We start from the raw sequence: 22938 nt of genomic DNA on the forward strand, positions 1-22938 counted from the left end.
GCTGCGCTCGGCTCGAACCTGCGCCCCATTGATGAAAAGTCAACGGCTCTACCGACTGAGCTAACAATCAATTTAGGGAGTGCATAATGGGGATTTAAATGGTGGGTCGTGCAGGATTCGAACCTGCGACCAATTGATTAAAAGTCAACTGCTCTACCGACTGAGCTAACGACCCAATTAGGTAATTCTGATTTTGATATTTAAATGGTGGGTCGTGCAGGATTCGAACCTGCGACCAATTGATTAAAAGTCAACTGCTCTACCGACTGAGCTAACGACCCATTTAAATCTGTTTGGCAGTTATCCCTGCCAACGGCGGCTTATATTACTGATTTCTCAGCGTGGTGCAACGTTTATTTTAGAAAAGTTGTTTAAGCGACTATTAATCATTCAATCATCCCCGAAAAGACCGATATGTGACCTTTCGGGGATAATTATTACATTCCAGAAAGCTTTTTTTCGGCTAGTTTTGCCGCACTGGTTCCAGAATATTGCTTCACAACTTGTTGATAAACGGCTTTGGCTTTATCTTTTTGTCCCTTCTCCTGCATAATCAAACCAATTTTATACAGGGAATCACTGCTTTTTTGTGATTTAGGATAGTCTTTCACAACCGTTGCAAAATAATAAGCCGCGTCGTCTTTCTTTCCTTTGTTGTAATTCAATTGCCCCAGCCAATAATTGGCATTAGACAAATATTTAGACTTAGGATAGGTTTTGACGAAATTCTGAAGTGCTGCAATTGATTTATCATATTCTTTGGTGTTGAGCGCCAAAGAAACAGCAGCATCATAATCTCCCTTTTCACTTCCCGTACTCGCTGGTGCAGCGGATTGTTTATTTGCAGGCGGTGTCGAAGGAGCAGCATTATTGTTGCCAGAATCTTTACTGTCAGAACTGTCCGCGCTTGATGGATTGACAATTTTATCCAGTTGCAGATAAATATCTTTCTGCCGTTCAACGATCTGACTTAATTGATATTGGTTCTCCTGAATTTGACCACGGAGCGTATCTATATCACGTTGAGAATCAGAAAGCTGTTGTTGAAGTTGGGTTAATAGTTGACTATGAGCGTCAGAAACACGCTCTAATTGGGAGAGGCGCTCATCGGTGGAGCCTGAGCCGACATTACTGATTGGCGCTCGGGCGGTAGCGGCCCAAGGAGCCGCTACGCCAACCAATAACGACAGACCCAACACATAACGTCTGAAGTTACTGTTCATGCATTACTCTTAGTATACGATTACAGCACGGCGGTTTTTCGCGTATGCTGCTTCGTCATGACCAAGTACAGCTGGCTTTTCTTTACCATAAGAAACGATAGCTAACTGGTCAGCAGAAACGCCTTTGCCTTGCAGGTACATTTTCACTGCGTTCGCACGACGCTCGCCCAGAGCGATGTTGTACTCTGGAGTACCACGTTCGTCCGCATGACCTTCGATAGTCACTTTAAAAGATGGGTTAGTGCGCAGGAATGCAGCGTGTGCATCCAGCATCTGAGCAAATTCGCTGTTGATATCGTATTTATCGAAACCGAAGTATACGATATTGTTGTTTTGCAGGTCTTGCATCTGTTGACGTGCTAATTCTTCAGCAGACAGACCTGCTTTAGCAGAATTATCAACAGTGCTGACACCAGACTGATCATTGTTGCCAGTTTTGTTAGAACTACACGCAGCCACGGCCATGATTGGTAAAGCTAACATCAGCCCTTTTAGCACTTTGTTCAGTTGCATCTCTTTGATCCTTTTATAGTTTGCCATACATATTATTATGCATCACATATACGGCGACCAGGCAGGAGATTTTACCTGTCCGTTGGTAGCCGGAAGACGCGCTTTGAAACGCCCATCAGTCGAAACTAGCTGCAATACAGTTCCCCACCCTTGAGTGGAGCTATAAATCACCATAGTGCCATTAGGTGCGATACTCGGCGTTTCATCCAGAAACGTATCCGTCAAAATTTGGACAGATCCCGTAGCTAGATCCTGTTTGGCGATGTGCTGACTGCCACTTGCCGAGCTAACCATAACGACAAAACTACCGTCTGGGCTAACATCTGCATCTTGGTTTTGTGATCCTTCCCAAGTTAGGCGTTGTGGAGCACCGCCATTAATATTTATTTTATAAAGCTGTGGACGACCGCCCTGATCTGAGGTGTAGACCAGAGTCTGACTATCCGGCATCCAGCTTGGCTCAGTATTATTACTGCGGCCATCAGTAACCTGACGGGTTTGACCAGAAGCCAAATCCATCACATAAAGATTCAAACTACCCGTTTTAGATAACGCATAAGCCAGTTTTGTCCCATCTGGGGAAAACGCAGGCGCACCGTTATGGCGGGGGAATGAAGCAACTTGGCGAATAGCCCTTGTTGCTAAGTTCTGAATAACCAGCGCAGAACGACCGCTTTCAAATGTAACATACGCCAATTGGGAACCATCAGGTGACCATGCTGGCGACATCAATGGCTGAGGTGAACGATATACCCGAGTTTGGTTATAGCCGTCATAATCAGAGACATATAACTCATATGGATATTTAGTATCTGCGCCATGTGTGACGACGTAAGCGATGCGAGTACGGAACGCACCTTTAATGCCGGTCAGTTTTTCAAAAACCTGATCACTGACTGTATGGGCAGCATATCGCAACCATTTTTTCTCTATTGGGAACTGATTTTGTTCTAAAATTGTTCCTGGCGCACCCGCGGTATCAACAAGTTGATACGAAATAAGGTACTTACCATCGGCGCTTGGCTGAATACGCCCAACAACAACAGCGTCAATGCCAAGGGCAGACCATGCTGCAGGAGTTACCTCTGATGCAGTAGCCGGCTGCTGTGGCATGCGGGTAGAATCAATGGGGCTGAATTTCCCACTATTTCTCAAGTCCGCAGCAATAATTCCGCTCATATCTTCAGGCGCGTTGCCTTCACCAGTCCATTTAAATGGAACAACTCCAATTGGACGGGCAGAATCGACACCCTGTGTGATTTCAATACGAACTTCTGCATGAGCAAGCGCAGTCCACATCATCAGAAAGCCCAGTATTATTCTAAACTTCTGTTTAAACATTTGTTCAAAAGTTTGCTTCATCATCTCTCCCTTATCGCGATTTTTTGTCTACCCGCAATAATCCGCCGGATTCTAACAAACGCCAACAAACAAAACTAGATACCTAAATAAAATCTAATAATTTTGTTTGTTCATATAAATTATTCGACAATTAAACTAGCAAATAAGGTTTACACAGCAGATATTTACCTTACCTGAGGCTTAAATTCCAGAGTGAAACTCTTAAAGTGCTCATAAATCTCTTTGCTTGGTGGACGCGGCATCTTTTTCGCCTGATTAGCAGCGGAAAGTGCGGCCTGACATAATGCCGGATCACCTGATTTGGCTTTAATATCAATCAATAACCCATCTGGTGCCAACTTTATATCCAAATCACAAGTGCGGCCAATATACAAATCTGGATCGACAAACTTACTCTGGATTGCTGCCTGAATTTGTCCTTTGTAATTATTGATATCCGATTCAGAAGCGCCGCTTTTCTTACCACCGCCTCTTCCTGCGGCAGTTGCGCCACCCTGCTTAGGAGCATTGGATGTTAATCCACCTAATAAATCATCAACCGCTTGAGACTGTTTTGCATCCTCAGCCTTCGCTTTGGCTTTTGCCTTCGCTTCTGCTTTAGCTTTGGCCTCAGCTTCTGCCTTGGCTTTAGCTTCGGCTTTTACTTTGGCTTCCGCAGCGGCTTTAGCCTTAGCATCGGCTTCCGCTTTAGCCTCAGCAGCCGCTTTACGTTTGGCTGCTTCCTCAGCCTCTTTCTTTGCCTGGGCTTCTGCTTTTTGTCGAGCGTCAGCCTGTTCTTTTAAAATTCGTTCTTTTTCTGCCACGGCTTTTGCGGCAGCTTCTTCAGCCAGCTTCTGCTCTTCACGTGCTTTAGCTGCTGCTGCATCCGCCTGTTTTTTCTGAGTTTCAGCCGCCTGCTGTGCTTTAATCCGTTCTTCTTCAGCCGCTTTCAGACGCTCTTGCTCTTCTGCCTGCTTTGTTCGCAATTCTGCCGCTTGCTGCTCAGCTTTTTTCTTTCTTTGTTGCTCAGCTAATTTTGCATTGGCTTCTTGCTGCTGCTTCTGATTATATTGTTGAACTACCGCATTCGGATCGACCATAACCGCATCAATGACAGAGCCATTTTCACCGCCGCCGCCCATTTCTGTTTTCTGCACCAAAGAACCCCAAATCAAAAAACCGATCAGGATAATGTGCAAAATTACCGAAATGATAATGGCACGATTCAACTTGTTGTTTTGTTCGTTTGTCTTTCCCACTCTCGACATCCAAAAACTTTAAGTGATAGCTGCCGTTAGGCTCAGATTGGCTGGGTCATTAAACCCACCGATTTTACGCCTGCCTGACGAAGCATATTCAGTGCCTTGATTATTTCATCATAAGGAACTTCCTTAGAACCACCAATCAAGAAAACTGTTTTAGGGTTGTCCTTCATCAAGGTCTGGGCTTCCGCAACAATTTGTTGTTCAGGTAATAATTCCAGCCGTTCCTGATTAACAACCATGTTGTACTGCCCTACCCCGGCAACCTCGACAATAACTGGCGGATTATCAGTGGTAGAGACTGTTTTTGAATCCACCGAATCAGGTAAATCGACTTCAACACTTTGCGTAATAATCGGTGCAGTTGCCATAAAAATGAGCAACAACACCAGCAACACGTCCAGCAAGGGAACGATATTGATCTCGGATTTTAGCTCACGTCTGCGACTACGAGTGCGCGCCATTCGCTGATTCCCCTTACTATTCTTTACGACTTATTAGTGTTAGAAGCAAAAGCCTGACGATGCAGAATGGCTAAAAACTCTTCCATAAAGTTATCGTAGATTTGTTCTAACTTATTGACACGTTGATTCAGACGGTTATATGCCATTACCGCAGGAATTGCCGCAAACAAACCGATGGCCGTAGCAATCAAGGCTTCGGCAATACCCGGCGCAACCATTTGCAAAGTCGCCTGTTTTACGGAACCCAACGCAATAAATGCATGCATAATTCCCCAAACTGTGCCAAACAGACCAATATAAGGGCTGATTGAACCCACTGTTCCCAAAAATGGGATATGGTTTTCCAGTGTTTCCAGTTCACGGTTCAATGAAATGCGCATTGCACGCGAAGCGCCTGTAATGACAGCTTCCGGAGCATGACTATTTGCCTGATGCAAACGCGCAAATTCTTTAAAACCAGAATGGAAAATCTGCTCAGTGCCACTTAATGAATCACGGCGTGACTGACTTTCTTTATAAAGACGAGATAATTCAATGCCCGACCAAAATTTGTCCTCAAATGCTTCTGCCTCACGGCTTGCCACGTTAAGGATTTTGGTTCGTTGAATGATGATTGCCCAGGAAGCAATAGAAAAGCCAATCAGAATCAACATGATTAGCTGCACTAAGAAGCCTGCCTTAAGGAATAAATCAAGGATGTTCATGTCAGTCACTGCTTAAACTCCGCGACAATAGACTTTGGAAGCGCAATAGGCTTCATTTGAGATGAATTAACACAGACAACTAAACATTCTGCGCTACTGACAACGATGCCATTACTATCAACAATTCGTTGAATAAATGTCAGAGAAGCGCCACGAATATTCGTAATTTCGCTTTCAACAACCAGCTGATCATCCAGTTTTGCCGGTTTCCGGTAGTCAATAGTCATGCGGCTGACAACAAAGCCAACTTGCTCATCTAGCATATACTGTTGGTGAAAGCCTTTTGCACGCAGCATCTCTGTACGAGCTCTTTCGTAAAAGACCAAATATCGTGCGTGATAGACCACACCACTAGCATCAGTGTCTTCGTAGTAAACACGGATAGGCCAACGGAACAACATATTACTCATATAATCCTAATTAGGCGAATTGACGCTGCCACTATACTCAAGACAATAGCGCTTTGGAATGATCCGTTAATAAAAAAATTTTATAAGCCAATAGCCTATAAAATTATAATTAGTTTACTTAAAGAAATGATATAAGCCAGAAAGAAGAATAAAAAGTGCAGGTAATGGATGAAAAAATAGGCGCCAAATAATACGCTTAGGATGGAAACCAACACCAAAAGTCACGCCAGAGCAAACCGCCCAGATCAATAAAAGCCCTTGCCACATCTGTAATGAACTGGTGTTGGCAGCAAAACGTGAAGGCTCCCAAAACATGCATGACGCAAGCGCCAAAGCCATTATGAGGATAAAGGCCCTCAGCAGGCCTTTATCCATAAGTTGGTAGCATTTATCAGCCAACATTATTTTTTGTCACTCTCAATCGCTGTTTTTTGATTCATTATGCTCAAGCGCCAAAGCTGCAATGATTGCAAAGCTACAAGCTAAAAGCGTGCCGAGAATCCAAGCAAAATACCACATGCCTATGCTCCTTAGTACAGAGATTGTTTGTTGTTTTCAATGTAGTTCTTATCCAAACGCCCGAAAGTTTTGTAGTAACACCAAATGGTGTAAGACAGAACGATAGGAACAAAGATAAGCGCAACAACGAACATGATTTGCAACGTCCATTGGCTGGATGTCGCATCCCACATAGTCAAGCTAACATTTGGGTCAAGGCTTGATGGCATCACAAACGGGAACATGGCAATACCTGAAGTCAAGATAATGCAAGCGACAGTCAATGATGAGAACAGGAACGCCCAACCACCTTTATCCAGTTTGGTCACCAGCATTGTCAGCAGAGGGAAAACGACACCCAATGCAGGTATCGCCCACAATGCAGGGTAATTATTGAAGTTAATAAGCCATGCCCCTGCCTGTTTGACCACTTCTTTATGCAATGGGTTAGATACACCATTGACATCCAGGCCACCCGTCACAACATAACCATCGATACCATAAACCAGCCAGATACCCGCCAGCACGAATGCAACAGCAGTAATGAGTGCACACACATGGGTCGCTGTACGAGCACGCAAGTGCAATTCGCCGTGTGTACGCATTTGCAGGTAAGTTGCACCTTGTGTCACGATCATCATCAGGCTGATAATACCTGCCAGAAGGCCATACGGATTCAATAATCCAAAGAATGAACCTTCATAGGAAACACGCTGATCGATATCTATTGCCAGCGGTACACCTTGCAACAAATTACCAAATGCAACACCGATGACCAATGGCGGTACAAAGCTCCCGATCAGGATGCCCCAGTCCCACATACTGCGCCATTTATTGTTTTCCAATTTTGAACGGTAATCAAAACCGATTGGACGGAAAAAAAGTGCAGCCAGAACCAGGATCATAGCAACATAGAAACCGGAGAAAGCAGCCGCATATACTGCTGGCCACGCAGCGAATAACGCGCCCCCCGCTGTAATTAACCAAACCTGATTACCATCCCAATGTGGCGCAATGGAGTTGATCATAATACGGCGTTCAATATCGTTTTTGCCGATAATTTTCAGCAGGATACCAACACCCATATCAAAACCATCGGTTACGGCAAACCCGATTAGTAACACACCAATCAGCAGCCACCATATAAATCGTAATACATCATAATCAAGCATAAGTGGACTCCTGCTTACTCATTATTGTTCGCTGAAGAAGCTGTTTTTTGTTCAAAATGATAACGTCCGGTCTTAAGGCTACTTGGGCCAAGGCGGGCAAATTTGAACATCAGGAACATTTCTGCAATCAAGAACAAGGTATATAGGCCACAAATCAGTGCCATTGAGAAAATCAGATCGCTGACACTGCGTGTCGAGGTTGCAACAGCAGTTGGCAGAACTTCACCGATCGCCCAAGGCTGCCGGCCATATTCAGCAACAAACCACCCTGCTTCAACAGCGATCCAAGGCAATGGAATGCTGAACAGTGCTGCTTTCAGTAACCATTTGTGCTGACCGATGCGATTGCGGATAACGCTCAGGAATGACAGGCCGATAACCAGCAACATGAGAAAACCGGCGGCAACCATGATGCGGAATGCGAAATAAAGCGGCGCTACACGTGGGATAGAATCTTTGGTTGCAGCTTCAATCTGTGCTTCGGTTGCATCAGTGACATTTTCGGTATAACGCTTGAGGAGCATGCCGTAGCCAAGGTCTTTTTTGCTCTCATTGAATGCACTGCGTACGCTAGGATCAGTATTGCCTGAACGCAGTTCTTCCAATAATTCATATGCCTTGATACCGTTACGGATACGCTGCTCATGCTGGCCCATCAGATCACGCAAGCCAACAACTGGCGTATCTGTGGAACGAGTAGCAATCAAACCTAAAACGTAAGGAATTTGGATGGAATATTTGTTTTCCATCGTGTCCTGATCAGGAATACCAATCAGTGTGAACGAGGCTGGAGGTGGCTGAGTTTCCCATTCTGCCTCAATCGCAGCCAGCTTGGTTTTCTGCACGTCCCCCATTTCATATCCGGATTCATCACCCAGTACGATAACAGACAGGACTGCAGCCATACCAAAACTTGCAGCAATTGCGAAAGAACGCTTAGCAAATGCAACGTCACGTGCTTTAAGCAGGTAATAAGAGCTGATACCTAGAACAAAAACAGCGCCTGTAACGTAGCCCGCCGCAACAGTATGAACGAATTTCACCTGTGCTACCGGGTTCAGTACCAGTTCGCTAAAGCTCACCATTTCCATTCGCATGGTTTCGAAGTTGAAATCAGAGGCAATCGGGTTTTGCATCCAACCATTTGCAACCAGAATCCACAGTGCAGAGAAGTTAGAGCCCAATGCAACCAGCCAGGTAACCGCCAAGTGCTGTTTCTTGCTCAGACGATCCCATCCGAAGAAAAATAGACCGACAAATGTGGATTCAAGGAAGAAAGCCATCAAACCTTCGATAGCCAGCGGTGCACCAAAAATATCACCAACATAGTGTGAGAAATATGACCAGTTAGTCCCGAATTGGAACTCCATGGTCAAGCCTGTTGCGACACCCAGAGCAAAGTTAATACCAAATAACTTACCCCAGAATTTTGTCATATCTTTGTATATCTGTTTGCCAGACAGGACATATACCGTTTCCATAATCGCAAGCAAAAACGCCATACCGAGCGTCAATGGTACAAACAGGAAATGATACATAGCAGTTAAGGCAAACTGTAATCGTGACAGTTCGACAATATCAAACATCTTGACTCCTTGCTCCTAGCAGGAAGACACCGACTTGCGGCAACCCGACTTTGCAAAATGCAAGCCTCGTAACTACCAGCAATAAATGCCTAAAACAAAATAATTAATTATTAACTAAATCAAAAACTCAGTAGATACCACAATAATATTACGCCTATATTCCCACACAATAAATAAATTTTACGTGATTCAGCTTAGAATTCTGAATATAGGTCAACAATGCCGTAATTTTCCAACCTAATATCTATATATAGTAGATCAAATTACTCATGTTTAGCGAACATATTTCTCGTTAATAATTTGATTTCAATCAATTTTTCATACACCTTGTTAATCATTTCAGCTATTATTTCATTATCGTATATTATGTGTTAATAATTTGTTATCCACGATGTCTTTTAATTTATCTTTTGCTGTAAAACTCATTTAAAAATTAACTTTTCGTTTTCATTCGCCAAAAAAATATATTTTTTCTATAATTAAATTTAAATTCATAAAATAAATTAAGTCGCTAAAGTCAGTTCAATTAAATTTAAAAATAACGCTTTAAATAAATTAACTAACCCACTGTTAACACTATAAATAAAAATAAAAGGCCGCCCAATGGCGGCCTTTTTTCATAAAAACAACTTACTTTGTAACAGGTTATACCAGCAGCTCTTTTACTGCATCACCAATGTCAGCAAGACTACGAACAGTCTTCACACCTGCGGCTTCCAGTGCAGCAAACTTCTCATCTGCTGTACCTTTACCACCAGCGATAATTGCTCCGGCATGGCCCATACGTTTACCTTTAGGTGCTGTTACACCCGCAATGTAAGCAACGACAGGTTTCGTTACATGATCTTTGATATAAGCTGCGGCTTCTTCTTCTGCTGTACCACCGATTTCACCAATCATGACAATGGCTTCTGTCTGTGGATCTTCTTGGAACAGCTTCAGGATGTCGATAAAGTTTGAGCCTGGGATTGGGTCACCACCAATACCAACACAAGTAGATTGGCCTAAACCGGCATCAGTCGTCTGTTTAACTGCTTCATAAGTCAATGTACCGGAACGGGATACGATACCAACTTTACCTGCTTTATGAATGTGGCCAGGCATGATGCCAATCTTACATTCATCAGGAGTAATAACGCCCGGGCAGTTAGGGCCTATCATGCGAACACCGGCCTGATCCAGTTTCACCTTCACTGTCAGCATATCTAGTGTCGGAATGCCTTCTGTAATAGTGATGATAAGCTTAATGCCCGCTTCAATCGCTTCCAGAATAGAATCTTTACAGAATGGAGCCGGAACATAGATGACAGAAGCTGTCGCACCAGTGGCTTCAACGGCTTCACGCACGGTATTGAATACCGGCAGACCCAGATGCTCAGTGCCGCCTTTACCTGGCGTTACACCACCAACCATTTGTGTGCCGTAAGCAATCGCTTGTTCAGAATGGAAAGTACCTTGGCTGCCAGTGAAGCCCTGACAAATCACTTTGGTGTTTTTATCGATTAAAATAGACATTATTTGTTCCCCGCTGCTGCTACTGCCTGTTTAGCTGCGTCTGTCAAACTGGTCGCGGCGATGATGTTCAAGCCACTGTCAGCCAGTTTTTTGGCACCCAGTTCAGCATTATTCCCTTCCAGACGAACGACTACCGGTACGTTAACACCCACTTCTTCCACCGCACCAATAATACCGTCAGCAATCAGGTCACAACGGACGATACCACCAAAAATGTTTACAAAAACAGCTTTCACATTTTCATCAGACAAGATTATCTTGAATGCTTCAGTAACACGCTCTTTTGTCGCACCACCACCTACATCAAGGAAGTTTGCCGGTGCGCCACCGTGCAGCTTAACAATGTCCATAGTTCCCATTGCCAAACCAGCACCATTTACCATACATCCGATGTTGCCATCCAAAGCAACGTAATTCAGTTCCCATTGTGCAGCCTGAGCTTCACGTGGATCTTCTTGTGAAGGATCGTGCATTTCACGCAATTCGGCCTGACGGAACATAGCGTTGCCATCTGCACCCAATTTCCCATCCAGACAGACGAGTTCACCTTGGGTAGTGATAACCAGCGGGTTGATTTCAACCATTGCCAAATCACGCTCCAGGAACAGCTTTGCCAATCCCAGGAAAATGTTGGTGAATTGGCCAATCTGTTTACCAGTCAAACCGAGTTTGAATGCTAATTCACGGCCTTGATACGGCATAGGGCCAGTCAGTGGGTCGATGATTGCTTTATGAATTAGCTCGGGCGTTTCTTCCGCCACTTTTTCTATTTCGACACCACCTTCAGTAGAGGCCATGAATACTACACGACGTGTACCACGATCAACAACAGCGCCAAGATACAGCTCTTTGGCAATATCGGTTGCACCTTCTACCAAAATCTGATGAACAGGCTGACCCTGTGCATCTGTCTGGTAAGTGACCAGTCGTTTACCTAGCCATTGTTCGGCAAAAGCACGGATATCTTCCTTGCTGTTGACGACTTTCACGCCACCAGCCTTACCGCGACCGCCTGCATGAACCTGACATTTAACGACCCAAGGGCCTGAACCAATCTTTGATGCTGCTTCTTCTGCTTCGCGCGGTGTGGTACAAGCATAACCAGCTGGTGCTGGTAAACCATACCGTGCAAAAAGTTGTTTTGCCTGATACTCGTGTAAATTCATGATGTTCTATCCATAATTTTATCTAAGAAAGGTAAATTACCTTCTATATTGTTGCTCTGGATATGACCAGCCCCAAAGGGACTGGCCTGCATATACATTTTTACATCAACGTCGTACTACTTCAGACTTGGCGGATTTCAACATTTTCCGCCGGAAGTGATGCTATACATCCAGCAACAAACGTGTTGGATCTTCCAGCATTTCTTTGATGGTCACCAGGAAGCCTACAGACTCACGTCCGTCAATCAGACGGTGGTCATAAGACAGTGCCAGATACATCATTGGGAGGATCTCAACCTGACCATTTACTGCCATTGGACGATCTTTGATGGCATGCATGCCAAGGATCGCACTTTGTGGTGGGTTAATGATCGGGGTGGACATCAGAGAACCGAAAACACCGCCATTGGTAATAGTGAAATTACCACCGGTGAGTTCTTCAACAGTCAGCTTACCGTCGCGGCCTTTGATAGCCAGCTCTTTGATGTTTTTCTCGATTTCAGCCATGCTCAGTGCATCTGCATCACGCAATACAGGTGTAACCAGACCACGAGGTGTAGATACTGCAATGCTGATATCAAAATAGTTGTGGTAAACCACGTCAGTACCATCAATGGAAGCGTTAACTTCTGGGTAGCGTTTCAGCGCTTCAACAACCGCTTTCACATAGAAAGACATGAAACCCAAACGCATGCCATGACGTTTTTCAAATGCATCGCCATACTGCTTACGCAATTCCTGAATTGGCTTCATGTTGACTTCATTGAAAGTCGTCAACATTGCGGTGTTGTTTTTCGCTTCCAGCAAACGCTCTGCAACACGCTTGCGCAAACGTGTCATCGGTACACGTTTTTCGCTGCGGTGTGGCAATGCAGATTGCTGTGCCACAGATGCTGATGCAGCAGGCTTGCCGCTTTCTTTTTTATTCTCAGCGATGTATTTTTCAACATCTTCACGGACAATACGTCCGCCAACGCCACTGCCTTTAATTGCAGATGGATCTAAATCGTGCTCTGCAATCAAGCGGCGAACAGCAGGGCTAAGTGCGTCGTTGCTCTCTTCTTCCAAAGAAGCGGTCTGGCGCTGCGCTGGAGTTGCTTCTGCTTTTTCTTTTACATCAGCAGGCTTGCCAGTGTTGTCACCCAAACGGATGCGGCCAAGTAATTGTCTGGACAATACTGTGGCACCTTCTTCTTCTACAATCGCTTCCAGAACACCCGCTTCACTTGCAGGGACTTCCAGAACAACTTTGTCAGTCTCAATTTCAACCAGCACATCGTCACGCTCAATGGTGTCACCTGGTTTTTTATGCCATGTTGCAACGGTGGCATCAGCAACAGATTCAGGGAGGTCTGGAACCAGAATTTCTACGCTACTCATTTTCTATCCTTATTTATTCAACGTTCAGTGCGTCATCAACCAGTGCTTGCTGTTGCTGCTGGTGAACAGACGTATATCCCACAGCTGGGGATGCAGATGCCGGACGACCTGCATAACGTAAAGATGCCCCAAATGGGATAGCTTCACGGAAATTATGTTGACTACAATACCAAGCCCCTTGGTTCAATGGCTCTTCCTGACACCAGACAAAGTCATGAACATGGGCGAACTGCTCTAGTTGAGCCTGCAAGTGCTGACGTGGGAATGGGTACAGCTGTTCGATACGCACGATAGCGACATCAGTTTGTTCATTCTTACGACGTTGTTCTAGCAGATCGTAATAAACTTTACCGGAACACAGCACTACGCGTTTAACGCCTTTCGGATCCAGATTATCGATTTCACCGATTACAGGTTCAAATTTACCGTCAGCCAATTCATCCAGACTAGATACAGCCAATGGATGACGCAGCAGTGATTTAGGTGACATAACGATAAGTGGGCGGCGCATACCACGCAGGGCCTGACGGCGCAGCATGTGATAAACCTGAGCTGGGGTTGAAGGTACACAAACCTGCATGTTTTGCTCTGCGCACAGTTGCAGGAAGCGTTCCAAACGTGCTGAGGAGTGCTCTGGCCCTTGGCCTTCATAGCCGTGTGGCAACAACATAACCAGACCACACATGCGGCCCCATTTCTGTTCGCCGGAGCTGATGAACTGGTCAATCACAACCTGAGCCACGTTGGCAAAGTCACCAAACTGAGCTTCCCAAATCGTCAGGGAGCGCGGCTCTGTTGTTGCATAGCCGTATTCAAATGCCAGTACGGCTTCCTCTGAAAGCACGGAGTCCCATACTCTAAATGGGCCTTGACCATTGTGAATATTTGCCAATGGTACATAAACAGAGGCGTCGATTTGGTTGTGGATAACAGCATGACGATGGAAGAAAGTACCACGGCCTGCATCTTCACCAGAAAGACGAACAGGAATGCCTTCATCAACCAAGGTTGCGTATGCCAATGTTTCCGCGCCACCCCAGTCGAGCAGTTTATTACCATTGGCCATTTCTGCACGGTCACCATAAATTTTGGCAACACGTGAGTGCATTTCTACTGCAGCCGGAATGTCACTGATACGTCTACCGAGATCTTGCAGACGATTCATATCCACTTTATTCGGGTAGTCTTGATCCCATTCGTGATTCAGATAAGGTTCCCATGTGAATGAATGCAGCCCCATTGGACGCCATTCATCAACAACACAATCACCATGATCCAACATATCACGATACAGATTAGCCATCTCAGTCACTTCATTAGCAGACAGTAAACCTTCATTTATCAGTTTATCTGCATAGATTTTACGAGCGGTTGGCTGCTTTTTGATTTGCTGGTACATCAATGGCTGAGTTGCACTTGGCTCATCAGCTTCGTTATGACCGTGGCGACGGTAACCAACCAGATCGATCATAACATCACGTTTGAAGGTGTTACGGAAATCAAGCGCCAGGCGAGTAACAAATGCCACCGCTTCTGGATCATCTGCATTAACGTGGAAAATCGGCGCCTGAACCATTTTCACAATATCAGTACAATATTGTGTTGAGCGTGAATCTTTCGGATTAGAAGTCGTAAAACCAATCTGGTTGTTAACGACGATGCGGATTGTACCGCCAACTTCATAACCACGAGCCTGAGACATGTTCAGTGTTTCCTGAACAATCCCCTGCCCTGTGATTGCTGCATCACCATGGATGGTGACCGGCAGAACCATGTTACTGCGACCTTCATCAAGACGATCACGACGGGCACGAACGGAGCCAATGACAACCGGGCTGACAATTTCAAGGTGGGATGGGTTAAAGGCCAAGGCCAGATGTACTAACCCCCCTTCCGTTTCAAAATCGGAAGAGAAACCTTGGTGGTATTTAACATCACCGGTACCCAAATGTTCTTTATGCTTACCTGAAAATTCATCAAACAGATCAGCAGGTTTTTTACCCAATAAATTGACCAGAACATTGAGGCGCCCACGGTGAGCCATTCCCAGAACAACTTCACGGGTGTCTTGTTTACCAGCGTGTCGCACCAACTCTTTCAGCATTGGAATAAGCGCATCATCACCTTCCAAGGAGAAACGTTTCGCTCCAGGGAATTTAGCACCTAAATAACGCTCCAGGCCTTCTGCCGATGTTAGCTCTTTCAAGAAGCGACGCTTTTCTTCTGCATTGAATTGAGAGCTTACTACCACAGATTCCAGACGTTGCTGAATCCAACGTTTTTCTTCCGTATTGGTGATATGCATATATTCCGCACCAATTGAGCCGCAATAAATGCGCTTCAGTGCGTCATACAGATCAGCCAATTTCATCGTCTCTTTACCAATGGCAAAAGAGCCCACATTAAACGTTTCTTCGAAGTCAGCCGCTGTTAAATTATGGAAAGCAGGATCGAGATCCGGTACAGGTTCCTGTTTCCATAATCCCAATGGATCAAGAGTTGCATGTTGATGTCCGCGGAAGCGGAATGCATTGATAAGCTGCAATACTTTGACTTGCTTTGAATCCATTGCTGGATCGCTGACGGAAGTGTGGTAACGTGTGGTATCCTTTGCCAGACGACGGAAGTAATCACGTGTCTGTGAGTGAAGTTGTTCCCCGCTAAGTCCTACATCCGGTAATTGTTGGAAAATTTCTCTCCAACTTGCATCAACAGAATTAGGATCGGTTATATAGTCTTCATAGATTTGCTCTATGTAAGACTGGTTTGCACCAGCCAGAAAGCTTGAGTCCAGCCAGTCCTTCATTGCGCCGTTCTGCATTGTGATCCCTTAAGCTTTAAAAGCCTTAGTTTTCGCCGTGGTTAACAAATACCGCTTAATTAGCGGTGTTGGTAAAAGGTTCATTTGGACGTGCTTAATGCATGTTCTTTAATTTGGGTTTTCCTACCCTTCAAGGAACCTTTAAAAACTGAATATCAGTTTTTAAAGGTTCCTTTATTTAGAAACATGCTTCGTCTTTTTTAGCAGTAGGCAATTTATCATTTTTCATTCTTTATGCCCTCCACCGATTTCATATTTATTTCAAAATTGTGGAGGGCAACATCATATGCACTTTTTGCACGCAATTTATGTGCTATTTATGCGCAGGATTTATTTATGCACTGTGTTTCAGCAACATAGACTTAATATGCCCAATTGCTTTTGTCGGGTTCAGCCCTTTCGGACATACGTTGACACAGTTCATAATTCCATGACAGCGGAACACACTGAAAGCATCGTTCAGATTATCCAACCGCGAAGTTGTTTCTGTATCACGGCTATCAATCAGGAAGCGGTATGCAGCCAACAGACCCGCAGGGCCTACAAATTTATCCGGGTTCCACCAGAACGACGGACAAGACGTCGAACAGCAGGCACACAGAATACATTCATAGAGCCCATCCAGTTTTTCACGCTGCTCTGGTGATTGCAGATGCTCACGTGATGGTGGATTTTTACCATCATTAATTAAATATGGGCGGATTTTTTCATACTGCGCATAAAATTGCCCCATATCAACAACCAGATCGCGAACTACAGGCAAACCAGGCAGTGGACGAATAACAATTTTCTTATTGCCACGGCGCAATGCTGATACTGGTGTCACACAGGCCAGACCATTTTTGCCGTTCATATTCACGCCGTCAGAACCACAAACACCCTCACGACAAGAACGACGGAATGCCAGAGTAGGATCTTGCTCTTTCAACTGGATAAGTGCATCCAGCAGCATCATGTCCCGGCCTTCTTCTGCTTCCAAGGTGTAGTCCTGCATACGAGGTACATCATCTACATCTGGATTGTAGCGATAAATCGAGAATTCAAGTTTCATAATCTATTTCTCCGCAACTGGACGCAATTAGTAAGAACGGACTTTCGGCGGGAAAGCTTCACGCAGTTTTGGCTGCATATTCACTTCACGGCGAGTCATGCTCTCAGTCTGCGGTAAGTACAGGCTATGGCACAGCCAGTTCGCATCATCACGTTCTGGATAATCAAAACGGCTATGAGCCCCACGACTTTCTGTACGGAAATTAGCAGAAACTGCTGTCGAATAAGCCGTTTCCATCAAGTTATCCAATTCCAGACATTCGATGCGCTGAGTGTTAAATTCTGATGACGTATCATCCAAACGTGCATTTTTCAGACGTTCGCGGATCTCTTTCAGCTCATCCAGACCTTTCGCCATTGCATCGCCTTCACGGAACACCGAGAAGTTATGCTGCATGCAAGATTGCAGAGCTTTACGGATTGCAACAGGATCTTCACCTGAACGGGTATTGTTCCAACGGTTCAAACGCTCCAATCCAGCGTCAACATCAGATTCGCTGGCATCACGGCTGGTTCCTTGCTCCATCAGGCACTCTTTCAAATGCACGCCGGCAGAACGACCAAATACCACCAAATCGAGCAATGAGTTACCACCCAGACGGTTTGCTCCGTGAACGGATACACAGGCAATTTCACCCACAGCAAACAAGCCCGGGATCACAACATCTTCGCCTTTTTCGTTGATGGTCAACGCTTGGCCTGTGATCTTCGTCGGAATGCCGCCCATCATGTAATGACAGGTTGGAATGACTGGGATCGGCTCTTTTACTGGATCGACGTGAGCAAAAGTACGGGACAATTCGAGAATACCCGGCAGACGGGATTCCAATACGTCCTTGCCCAGATGGTCCAGCTTCAATTTCGCGTGAGGTCCCCATGGGCCATCACAGCCACGGCCTTCACGGATTTCAATCATGATGGAACGAGCAACCACATCACGGCCGGCAAGATCTTTGGCATTTGGCGCATAACGCTCCATGAAACGCTCGCCATCTTTATTCAGCAGGTAACCACCTTCACCACGGCAGCCTTCTGTCACCAGAACACCCGCACCCGCGATACCGGTTGGATGGAATTGCCACATCTCCATATCTTGAACAGGAACACCTGCACGTAATGCCATACCAACACCATCACCAGTATTGATGTGCGCATTCGTTGTGGATTGGTAAATACGACCAGCACCACCAGTTGCCAAAATAGTCGCTTTGGCTTTGAAATAAACGACTTCACCGGTCTCAATGCAAATAGCGGTACAACCGACAATTGCGCCGTCCTGGTTTTTAACCAGATCCAGAGAGTACCACTCAGAGAAAATAGTCGTGTGGTTTTTCAAGTTCTGTTGATACAAAGTATGCAATAAGGCGTGACCGGTACGGTCAGCCGCCGCCGCAGTACGGGCAGCTTGTTCACCACCAAAGTTTTTGGATTGCCCGCCAAATGGACGTTGATAGATACGGCCATCATCCAGACGGGAAAATGGCAAGCCCATGTGTTCCAATTCAAGAATGGCTTCCGGGCCAGTTTTACACATGTATTCAATGGCATCCTGATCACCAATATAATCAGAACCTTTCACCGTATCGTACATGTGCCATTCCCAGTTATCTTCATGGGTATTACCCAAAGCGACAGTAATGCCGCCCTGTGCTGATACAGTATGAGAACGGGTTGGGAATACTTTGGAGATCAAAGCACAGGATAAACCCATTTGTGAAATTTGCAGTGCAGCACGCATGCCTGCGCCACCAGCACCGATAACAACAGCGTCAAACTCTCTTACTGGCAGTTTCATTTATGCACCCCACACAACAATTGTTCCGTAAATCAAATAAGATAACAGCGCCACAATAATCACCAATTGCAGCACCAGACGCATTGCGAGAGGTTTGACATAGTCTGTCAGCACCTGCCACATACCAATCCAGGCATGAACCAGAATAGAAAGGAGCGTCAATACGGTGAACACTTTAGTCAGGGATGAAGAGAAGAAACCACGCCAGACTTCATAGGTTATATCCGACGTCGTTGCAACAAAACCAACAAGGTAAAGGACATACAAAACAATAATAATTGCGGATGCGCGCAGCAGCAGCCAGTCCTGAATACCCGTACGACCCAATGCGGATGCGTTGCTTACCATAATAATACTCCAGCCAGAATAGACAGAATAACCGCGATTACTATTGCTACTTTGGCAGAGGCACTACCGGTAGCGAGGTTTTCTTCCAAGAATCCAAAATCCATCAGCACATGACGGATTCCCCCACAAATATGGTAAGCCAACGCCGTCAATATCCCCCACAGGATAAATTTGGCGAAGAAACCAGTCATGATTTCAGAAGCTTGCAGGAACCCCTCCTGCGAAGACAGGGACATACCCAACAGCCACAGCAAAATACCCACTGCGATGAAGGTGATGACGCCTGAGATACGGTGCAAGATCGACGCTATTGCGGAGACGGGTTGGTTAATCGTCCGCAGATCAAGGTTGACAGGTCTTTGTTTTTTCACAATTTTGCCCACAAAGCTTTTTTTATTTTCCATCCTCCGGTCCTGGGCGGGAATCAGACAGCGCTAAGAGGATACAAAGACACAACATGATTAAATTAACAATCCTTAAACGTTCATAACAAAGTTGTGATTTGGTTACGCTGGGTGCTCCTACATCAGGGTAATCCGGAGACCTGCACGAAGTATAAGTACTTCACATTGTTATTACAATTCCCACACAATATGATTATTAACATTTAGCTTGAACAGTGAGAAGGATCACGCTTCAAACATTTACCATAAAATTTATTATCTTGTTTGACAAAGATTAAACATTTACCTTACATATAGGCCGTTATATATTATTTGCCGTCGTTTTTCGATGAAAAAGTAAACGTAAAAATAAACAGACGTTATGCGAAAGTATCGTATAAGCACAAAATGATAACATTTTATGTTAATAATACTTTAAACATAATATCCGAAAACTTTTTAACAACCTGAAACCATTGTCACCTGCGATAAAATTTCAGCGTTAAATGTGATACCTGCCTGATTTTAAATTCTCTCCGGTAGCACAATGCCTTTGGCACAGTATAAATTGCGCCTATCTGGTTGTTAGGGGTTATAAATATAAGCGCTAAGGAGATGTACATGGCTGATAAAAAGGCTACGTTGGACATAAATGGTTCAGCTGCTATCGAACTAGACGTACTGACGCCAACCCTAGGTTCTGAAGTAATTGACGTCCGTTCTCTCGGCTCAAAAGGCTTCTATACCTACGATCCTGGCTTTACTTCCACCGCTTCCTGCGAGTCTAAAATCACCTATATCGATGGCGATGAAGGCATTTTGTTACACCGTGGTTTTCCTATTGACCAACTCGCAACTAAGTCAAATTATTTGGAAGTTTGCTACATTCTGCTATATGGCGAGCCACCGACTCCCGAAGAATATGAAAAATTTAAGACGACGGTTACTCGCCATACAATGATTCATGAACAGATTACCCGTTTGTTCCACGGTTTCCGCCGTGATTCTCACCCAATGGCCGTACTTTGTGGCGTGACAGGGGCATTGGCTGCTTTCTATCATGATGCTTTGGATGTGAATAATCCTCGCCACCGTGAAATCACTGCTTACCGCCTGCTGTCCAAAATGCCAACTGTGGCAGCAATGTGTTACAAATATTCTCTGGGTCAGCCTTTCGTTTATCCACGCAACGATCTCTCTTATGCCGCGAATTTCCTGTACATGATGTTCGCTACACCTTGCGAAGAGTATAAGGTTAATCCAGTGCTGGAACGTGCCATGGATCGCATCTTTATTCTGCATGCAGATCATGAGCAAAATGCATCAACCTCCACCGTACGTACTGCTGGCTCTTCCGGCGCAAACCCATTTGCTTGTATTGCGGCTGGCATTGCATCTTTGTGGGGGCCTGCACATGGTGGCGCAAACGAAGCCTGCCTGCGTATGCTGGAAGAAATCCAAACCGTTGAGCACATTCCTGAGTTCATTGCGCGCGCCAAAGATAAAAATGACTCTTTCCGCCTGATGGGCTTTGGTCATCGTGTTTACAAAAACTACGATCCACGTGCAACCGTCATGCGTGAAACCTGCCATGAAGTACTGAATGAACTGGGGCTGAATGACAGCCTGCTGGAAGTCGCGATGGAGCTGGAACGTATCGCGTTAAATGACCCGTACTTCATTGAGAAAAAACTGTATCCGAACGTTGATTTCTATTCCGGTATTATCCTGAAAGCAATGGGTATTCCATCATCAATGTTCACTGTAATTTTCGCAATCGCCCGTACTATTGGCTGGATTGCCCACTGGAATGAAATGCATGACGAAGGTCTGAAACTCACTCGTCCTCGCCAGCTTTACACTGGATACACTGAACGTGCTTTCCAAAGCAAGTTAAAAAAATAAATAAGTCACACCGATAACGCCATTTCGAATAATTCAAATAGCGTATATCTACACCTCTCATATCAGCTTTTAATCTGATATTAGGGGTGTAGTTGTTTATGAGCAGGTCATTATTTATACCCAGTGGTTCATTTTTCCGAAAACAAAATATTAAGCATATGGATAAATATATTGAACGGGAAAATAAGCTCGTTAAAAAATACCTTTTCCAATAAATAGATTTGCTATCGAAGTATAAAAAGAGTTCTGTTGGCTATCTTAGAATGATAATTTCAGCAGAATAATTGAATTAATTATTATCCAAATGGTAATCAATGGATTCTGTCTTTCCGTAAACTTCACCATTTCCTTCAACCCAAAAATGATACTTGAAGTTTGAAATGCCCCCCTCAAAGAAGGCGGTAAGTGAAAAAATCAGTGGAAGAAAAATAAACGAACAGGAAATTATTATCGTGATTAATTTTGATCAGTTTAATGAGAAGGCAGCATTACTTGCCGAAAAATTTGCTATTCCAGTGAAAGTGAAAACGGCCTACACAGAAGGGCTACACTATCGTCTTTATGAACCAGAGAATGCGGCAAATGATCTGTTCATTGTCTATCACGGTGGTGGCGTCAATATGGATGCCGGATACGATATTCTTGCTCGCCAACTGACTACTGAAAACAATCTTGCCGTGTGTCTGGTCGATATTCGTGGACACGGTAATTCCGTTGGAAGTAGAGGAACCGTTTCCCAACCGGCTATTATCTGGCGCGATGTAGATCAAGTTATAACTGAGTTAAAAGCTCATTTTCCGGCTGTTCGCCTTCATCTGATGGGTCATTCCAGTGGGGCAGGAATGCTGATAAATTATTTTACCCGACACAAGCCTGCCCACAAGGTAGACAGCCTTGTATTGCTGGCTCCAGAACTGGGCCCGTTTGCTACAGGTATTCATCGCAGTAATTTATTAGTTCGTTTTGCTGATGTTCGTCAGTGGCCATTTATTATAAACTCAATATCCGGCGGCCTGCTTTTTGGCCATTATCCCGCCGTTCAGTTGAATTTTCCTGACAACATCAGGGCGTTACATCCAAATTTTTTACAGTATTATGGCGTCAATATGGCTAATGCCTTAACGCCTCGCCAACCAGCCAAACAAATTGAGGCCCTGCCCTTACCAACACTTATGCTTGCTGCCGAAGAAGATGAGCTATTTGATCCGGTCGCCATGTCTCAGTTTGCCAGTGAATATGGCAATAAATTACTCAACTTCAAAATACTCCAACAAAGTGCTCACCTTGATTGCCTGTTCCAAACTCAGGAAGCATTAAGCCAGCATCTTGAAACGCTATACTAATTGACCGAATCTTCGTCCTAACCCATTTCAAAGTAAAAAAAGAGTTAGGACAGTTAACC

21 protein-coding genes and 3 tRNA genes are annotated in these 22938 nt (G+C 44.8%); 2 read left to right on the top strand and 22 right to left on the bottom strand.

The genetic code is table 11. The features are described 5' to 3' along the window. Nucleotides 1-4 precede the first annotated feature (4 nt). The 22 genes from FE392_RS10380 to sdhC form a co-directional block, all read right to left on the bottom strand. Nucleotides 5-63, bottom strand: a tRNA-Lys gene (locus FE392_RS10380). A gap of 36 nt (nucleotides 64-99) precedes the next feature. Beyond that, nucleotides 100-175 (bottom strand) — tRNA-Lys (locus FE392_RS10385). 30 nt (nucleotides 176-205) lie between these two features. Continuing rightward, nucleotides 206-281 (bottom strand) — tRNA-Lys (locus tag FE392_RS10390). Between the two features lie 156 nt (nucleotides 282-437). Beyond that, a complete protein-coding gene (gene cpoB, locus FE392_RS10395; protein ID WP_319930154.1) occupies nucleotides 438-1223 on the bottom strand; it encodes a cell division protein CpoB in 786 nt (261 codons plus the stop codon). A gap of 9 nt (nucleotides 1224-1232) precedes the next feature. Next, the gene (pal, locus tag FE392_RS10400; protein ID WP_319930155.1) at nucleotides 1233-1736 is read right to left on the bottom strand and encodes a peptidoglycan-associated lipoprotein Pal; all 504 of its coding nucleotides are present in this window, start codon (nucleotides 1734-1736) and stop codon (nucleotides 1233-1235) included. A gap of 42 nt (nucleotides 1737-1778) precedes the next feature. After that, nucleotides 1779-3077, bottom strand: coding sequence for a Tol-Pal system beta propeller repeat protein TolB (gene tolB, locus FE392_RS10405; RefSeq protein ID WP_319930205.1), 1299 nt, complete (start codon nucleotides 3075-3077; stop codon nucleotides 1779-1781). Between the two features lie 185 nt (nucleotides 3078-3262). Continuing rightward, on the bottom strand, nucleotides 3263-4336 hold the full coding sequence (gene tolA, locus FE392_RS10410; RefSeq protein ID WP_319930156.1) for a cell envelope integrity protein TolA: 1074 nt from the start codon (nucleotides 4334-4336) through the stop codon (nucleotides 3263-3265). 41 nt (nucleotides 4337-4377) lie between these two features. Next, the gene (tolR, locus tag FE392_RS10415; protein ID WP_319930157.1) at nucleotides 4378-4803 is read right to left on the bottom strand and encodes a colicin uptake protein TolR; all 426 of its coding nucleotides are present in this window, start codon (nucleotides 4801-4803) and stop codon (nucleotides 4378-4380) included. Nucleotides 4804-4826: 23 nt separating this feature from the next. Beyond that, complete coding sequence (gene tolQ / locus FE392_RS10420; protein WP_319930158.1) at nucleotides 4827-5516, bottom strand: Tol-Pal system protein TolQ; 690 nt, start codon at nucleotides 5514-5516, stop codon at nucleotides 4827-4829. Then, a complete protein-coding gene (gene ybgC / locus FE392_RS10425; protein WP_319930159.1) occupies nucleotides 5513-5917 on the bottom strand; it encodes a tol-pal system-associated acyl-CoA thioesterase in 405 nt (134 codons plus the stop codon). Before ybgC ends, tolQ begins: the two co-directional genes overlap by 4 nt. 114 nt (nucleotides 5918-6031) lie before the next feature. Beyond that, nucleotides 6032-6319, bottom strand: a complete 288-nt coding sequence (gene ybgE / locus FE392_RS10430) for a cyd operon protein YbgE (protein WP_319930160.1) — start codon at nucleotides 6317-6319, stop codon at nucleotides 6032-6034. A gap of 15 nt (nucleotides 6320-6334) precedes the next feature. After that, a complete protein-coding gene (gene cydX / locus FE392_RS10435) occupies nucleotides 6335-6436 on the bottom strand; it encodes a cytochrome bd-I oxidase subunit CydX (protein ID WP_092507258.1) in 102 nt (33 codons plus the stop codon). An 11-nt stretch (nucleotides 6437-6447) separates the two neighbouring features. Beyond that, nucleotides 6448-7587, bottom strand: a complete 1140-nt coding sequence (gene cydB, locus FE392_RS10440) for a cytochrome d ubiquinol oxidase subunit II (protein WP_319930161.1) — start codon at nucleotides 7585-7587, stop codon at nucleotides 6448-6450. Nucleotides 7588-7601: 14 nt separating this feature from the next. Further along, on the bottom strand, nucleotides 7602-9173 hold the full coding sequence (gene cydA / locus FE392_RS10445; RefSeq protein ID WP_319930162.1) for a cytochrome ubiquinol oxidase subunit I: 1572 nt from the start codon (nucleotides 9171-9173) through the stop codon (nucleotides 7602-7604). Nucleotides 9174-9818: 645 nt separating this feature from the next. After that, entirely contained in the window at nucleotides 9819-10688 is an 870-nt protein-coding gene (sucD, locus tag FE392_RS10450; RefSeq protein ID WP_319930163.1) for a succinate--CoA ligase subunit alpha, read from the bottom strand. Then, the gene (sucC, locus tag FE392_RS10455) at nucleotides 10688-11854 is read right to left on the bottom strand and encodes an ADP-forming succinate--CoA ligase subunit beta (protein ID WP_319930164.1); all 1167 of its coding nucleotides are present in this window, start codon (nucleotides 11852-11854) and stop codon (nucleotides 10688-10690) included. The genes sucD and sucC overlap by 1 nt, the downstream gene beginning before the upstream one ends. 162 nt (nucleotides 11855-12016) lie before the next feature. Then, complete coding sequence (odhB, locus tag FE392_RS10460) at nucleotides 12017-13234, bottom strand: 2-oxoglutarate dehydrogenase complex dihydrolipoyllysine-residue succinyltransferase (RefSeq protein WP_319930165.1); 1218 nt, start codon at nucleotides 13232-13234, stop codon at nucleotides 12017-12019. A 13-nt stretch (nucleotides 13235-13247) separates the two neighbouring features. After that, entirely contained in the window at nucleotides 13248-16055 is a 2808-nt protein-coding gene (gene sucA, locus FE392_RS10465; RefSeq protein WP_319930166.1) for a 2-oxoglutarate dehydrogenase E1 component, read from the bottom strand. A 334-nt stretch (nucleotides 16056-16389) separates the two neighbouring features. After that, nucleotides 16390-17106 (bottom strand): succinate dehydrogenase iron-sulfur subunit, encoded by a 717-nt coding sequence (locus tag FE392_RS10470; protein WP_319930167.1) that lies wholly within the window; start codon nucleotides 17104-17106, stop codon nucleotides 16390-16392. Between the two features lie 27 nt (nucleotides 17107-17133). Continuing rightward, complete coding sequence (gene sdhA, locus FE392_RS10475; protein WP_319930168.1) at nucleotides 17134-18900, bottom strand: succinate dehydrogenase flavoprotein subunit; 1767 nt, start codon at nucleotides 18898-18900, stop codon at nucleotides 17134-17136. Next, entirely contained in the window at nucleotides 18901-19248 is a 348-nt protein-coding gene (gene sdhD / locus FE392_RS10480) for a succinate dehydrogenase membrane anchor subunit (RefSeq protein ID WP_092507267.1), read from the bottom strand. After that, a complete protein-coding gene (gene sdhC, locus FE392_RS10485; protein ID WP_038237426.1) occupies nucleotides 19242-19631 on the bottom strand; it encodes a succinate dehydrogenase cytochrome b556 subunit in 390 nt (129 codons plus the stop codon). The genes sdhD and sdhC overlap by 7 nt, the downstream gene beginning before the upstream one ends. 621 nt (nucleotides 19632-20252) lie before the next feature. On the opposite strand from sdhC, the gene FE392_RS10490 reads away from it, so the two are divergent. After that, nucleotides 20253-21536, top strand: coding sequence for a citrate synthase (locus FE392_RS10490; RefSeq protein ID WP_319930169.1), 1284 nt, complete (start codon nucleotides 20253-20255; stop codon nucleotides 21534-21536). 452 nt (nucleotides 21537-21988) lie between these two features. After that, nucleotides 21989-22879, top strand: coding sequence for an alpha/beta hydrolase (locus FE392_RS10495; RefSeq protein WP_319930170.1), 891 nt, complete (start codon nucleotides 21989-21991; stop codon nucleotides 22877-22879). The last annotated feature ends 59 nt before the right edge of the window (nucleotides 22880-22938 follow it).

This window comes from Xenorhabdus santafensis, assembly GCF_033949405.1.
In the GTDB taxonomy this organism is placed as follows: domain Bacteria; phylum Pseudomonadota; class Gammaproteobacteria; order Enterobacterales; family Enterobacteriaceae; genus Xenorhabdus; species Xenorhabdus santafensis.

Coding starts and splice junctions, on each gene's coding strand:
- cpoB (WP_319930154.1), bottom strand. CDS start 1,223: ATGAACAGTAACTTCAGACGTTATGTGTTGGGTCTGTCGTTATTGGTT.
- pal (WP_319930155.1), bottom strand. CDS start 1,736: ATGCAACTGAACAAAGTGCTAAAAGGGCTGATGTTAGCTTTACCAATC.
- tolB (WP_319930205.1), bottom strand. CDS start 3,077: ATGTTTAAACAGAAGTTTAGAATAATACTGGGCTTTCTGATGATGTGG.
- tolR (WP_319930157.1), bottom strand. CDS start 4,803: ATGGCGCGCACTCGTAGTCGCAGACGTGAGCTAAAATCCGAGATCAAT.
- ybgC (WP_319930159.1), bottom strand. CDS start 5,917: ATGAGTAATATGTTGTTCCGTTGGCCTATCCGTGTTTACTACGAAGAC.
- ybgE (WP_319930160.1), bottom strand. CDS start 6,319: ATGTTGGCTGATAAATGCTACCAACTTATGGATAAAGGCCTGCTGAGG.
- cydX (WP_092507258.1), bottom strand. CDS start 6,436: ATGTGGTATTTTGCTTGGATTCTCGGCACGCTTTTAGCTTGTAGCTTT.
- cydB (WP_319930161.1), bottom strand. CDS start 7,587: ATGCTTGATTATGATGTATTACGATTTATATGGTGGCTGCTGATTGGT.
- cydA (WP_319930162.1), bottom strand. CDS start 9,173: ATGTTTGATATTGTCGAACTGTCACGATTACAGTTTGCCTTAACTGCT.
- sucD (WP_319930163.1), bottom strand. CDS start 10,688: ATGTCTATTTTAATCGATAAAAACACCAAAGTGATTTGTCAGGGCTTC.
- sucC (WP_319930164.1), bottom strand. CDS start 11,854: ATGAATTTACACGAGTATCAGGCAAAACAACTTTTTGCACGGTATGGT.
- odhB (WP_319930165.1), bottom strand. CDS start 13,234: ATGAGTAGCGTAGAAATTCTGGTTCCAGACCTCCCTGAATCTGTTGCT.
- sucA (WP_319930166.1), bottom strand. CDS start 16,055: ATGCAGAACGGCGCAATGAAGGACTGGCTGGACTCAAGCTTTCTGGCT.
- FE392_RS10470 (WP_319930167.1), bottom strand. CDS start 17,106: ATGAAACTTGAATTCTCGATTTATCGCTACAATCCAGATGTAGATGAT.
- sdhA (WP_319930168.1), bottom strand. CDS start 18,900: ATGAAACTGCCAGTAAGAGAGTTTGACGCTGTTGTTATCGGTGCTGGT.
- sdhD (WP_092507267.1), bottom strand. CDS start 19,248: ATGGTAAGCAACGCATCCGCATTGGGTCGTACGGGTATTCAGGACTGG.
- FE392_RS10490 (WP_319930169.1), top strand. CDS start 20,253: ATGGCTGATAAAAAGGCTACGTTGGACATAAATGGTTCAGCTGCTATC.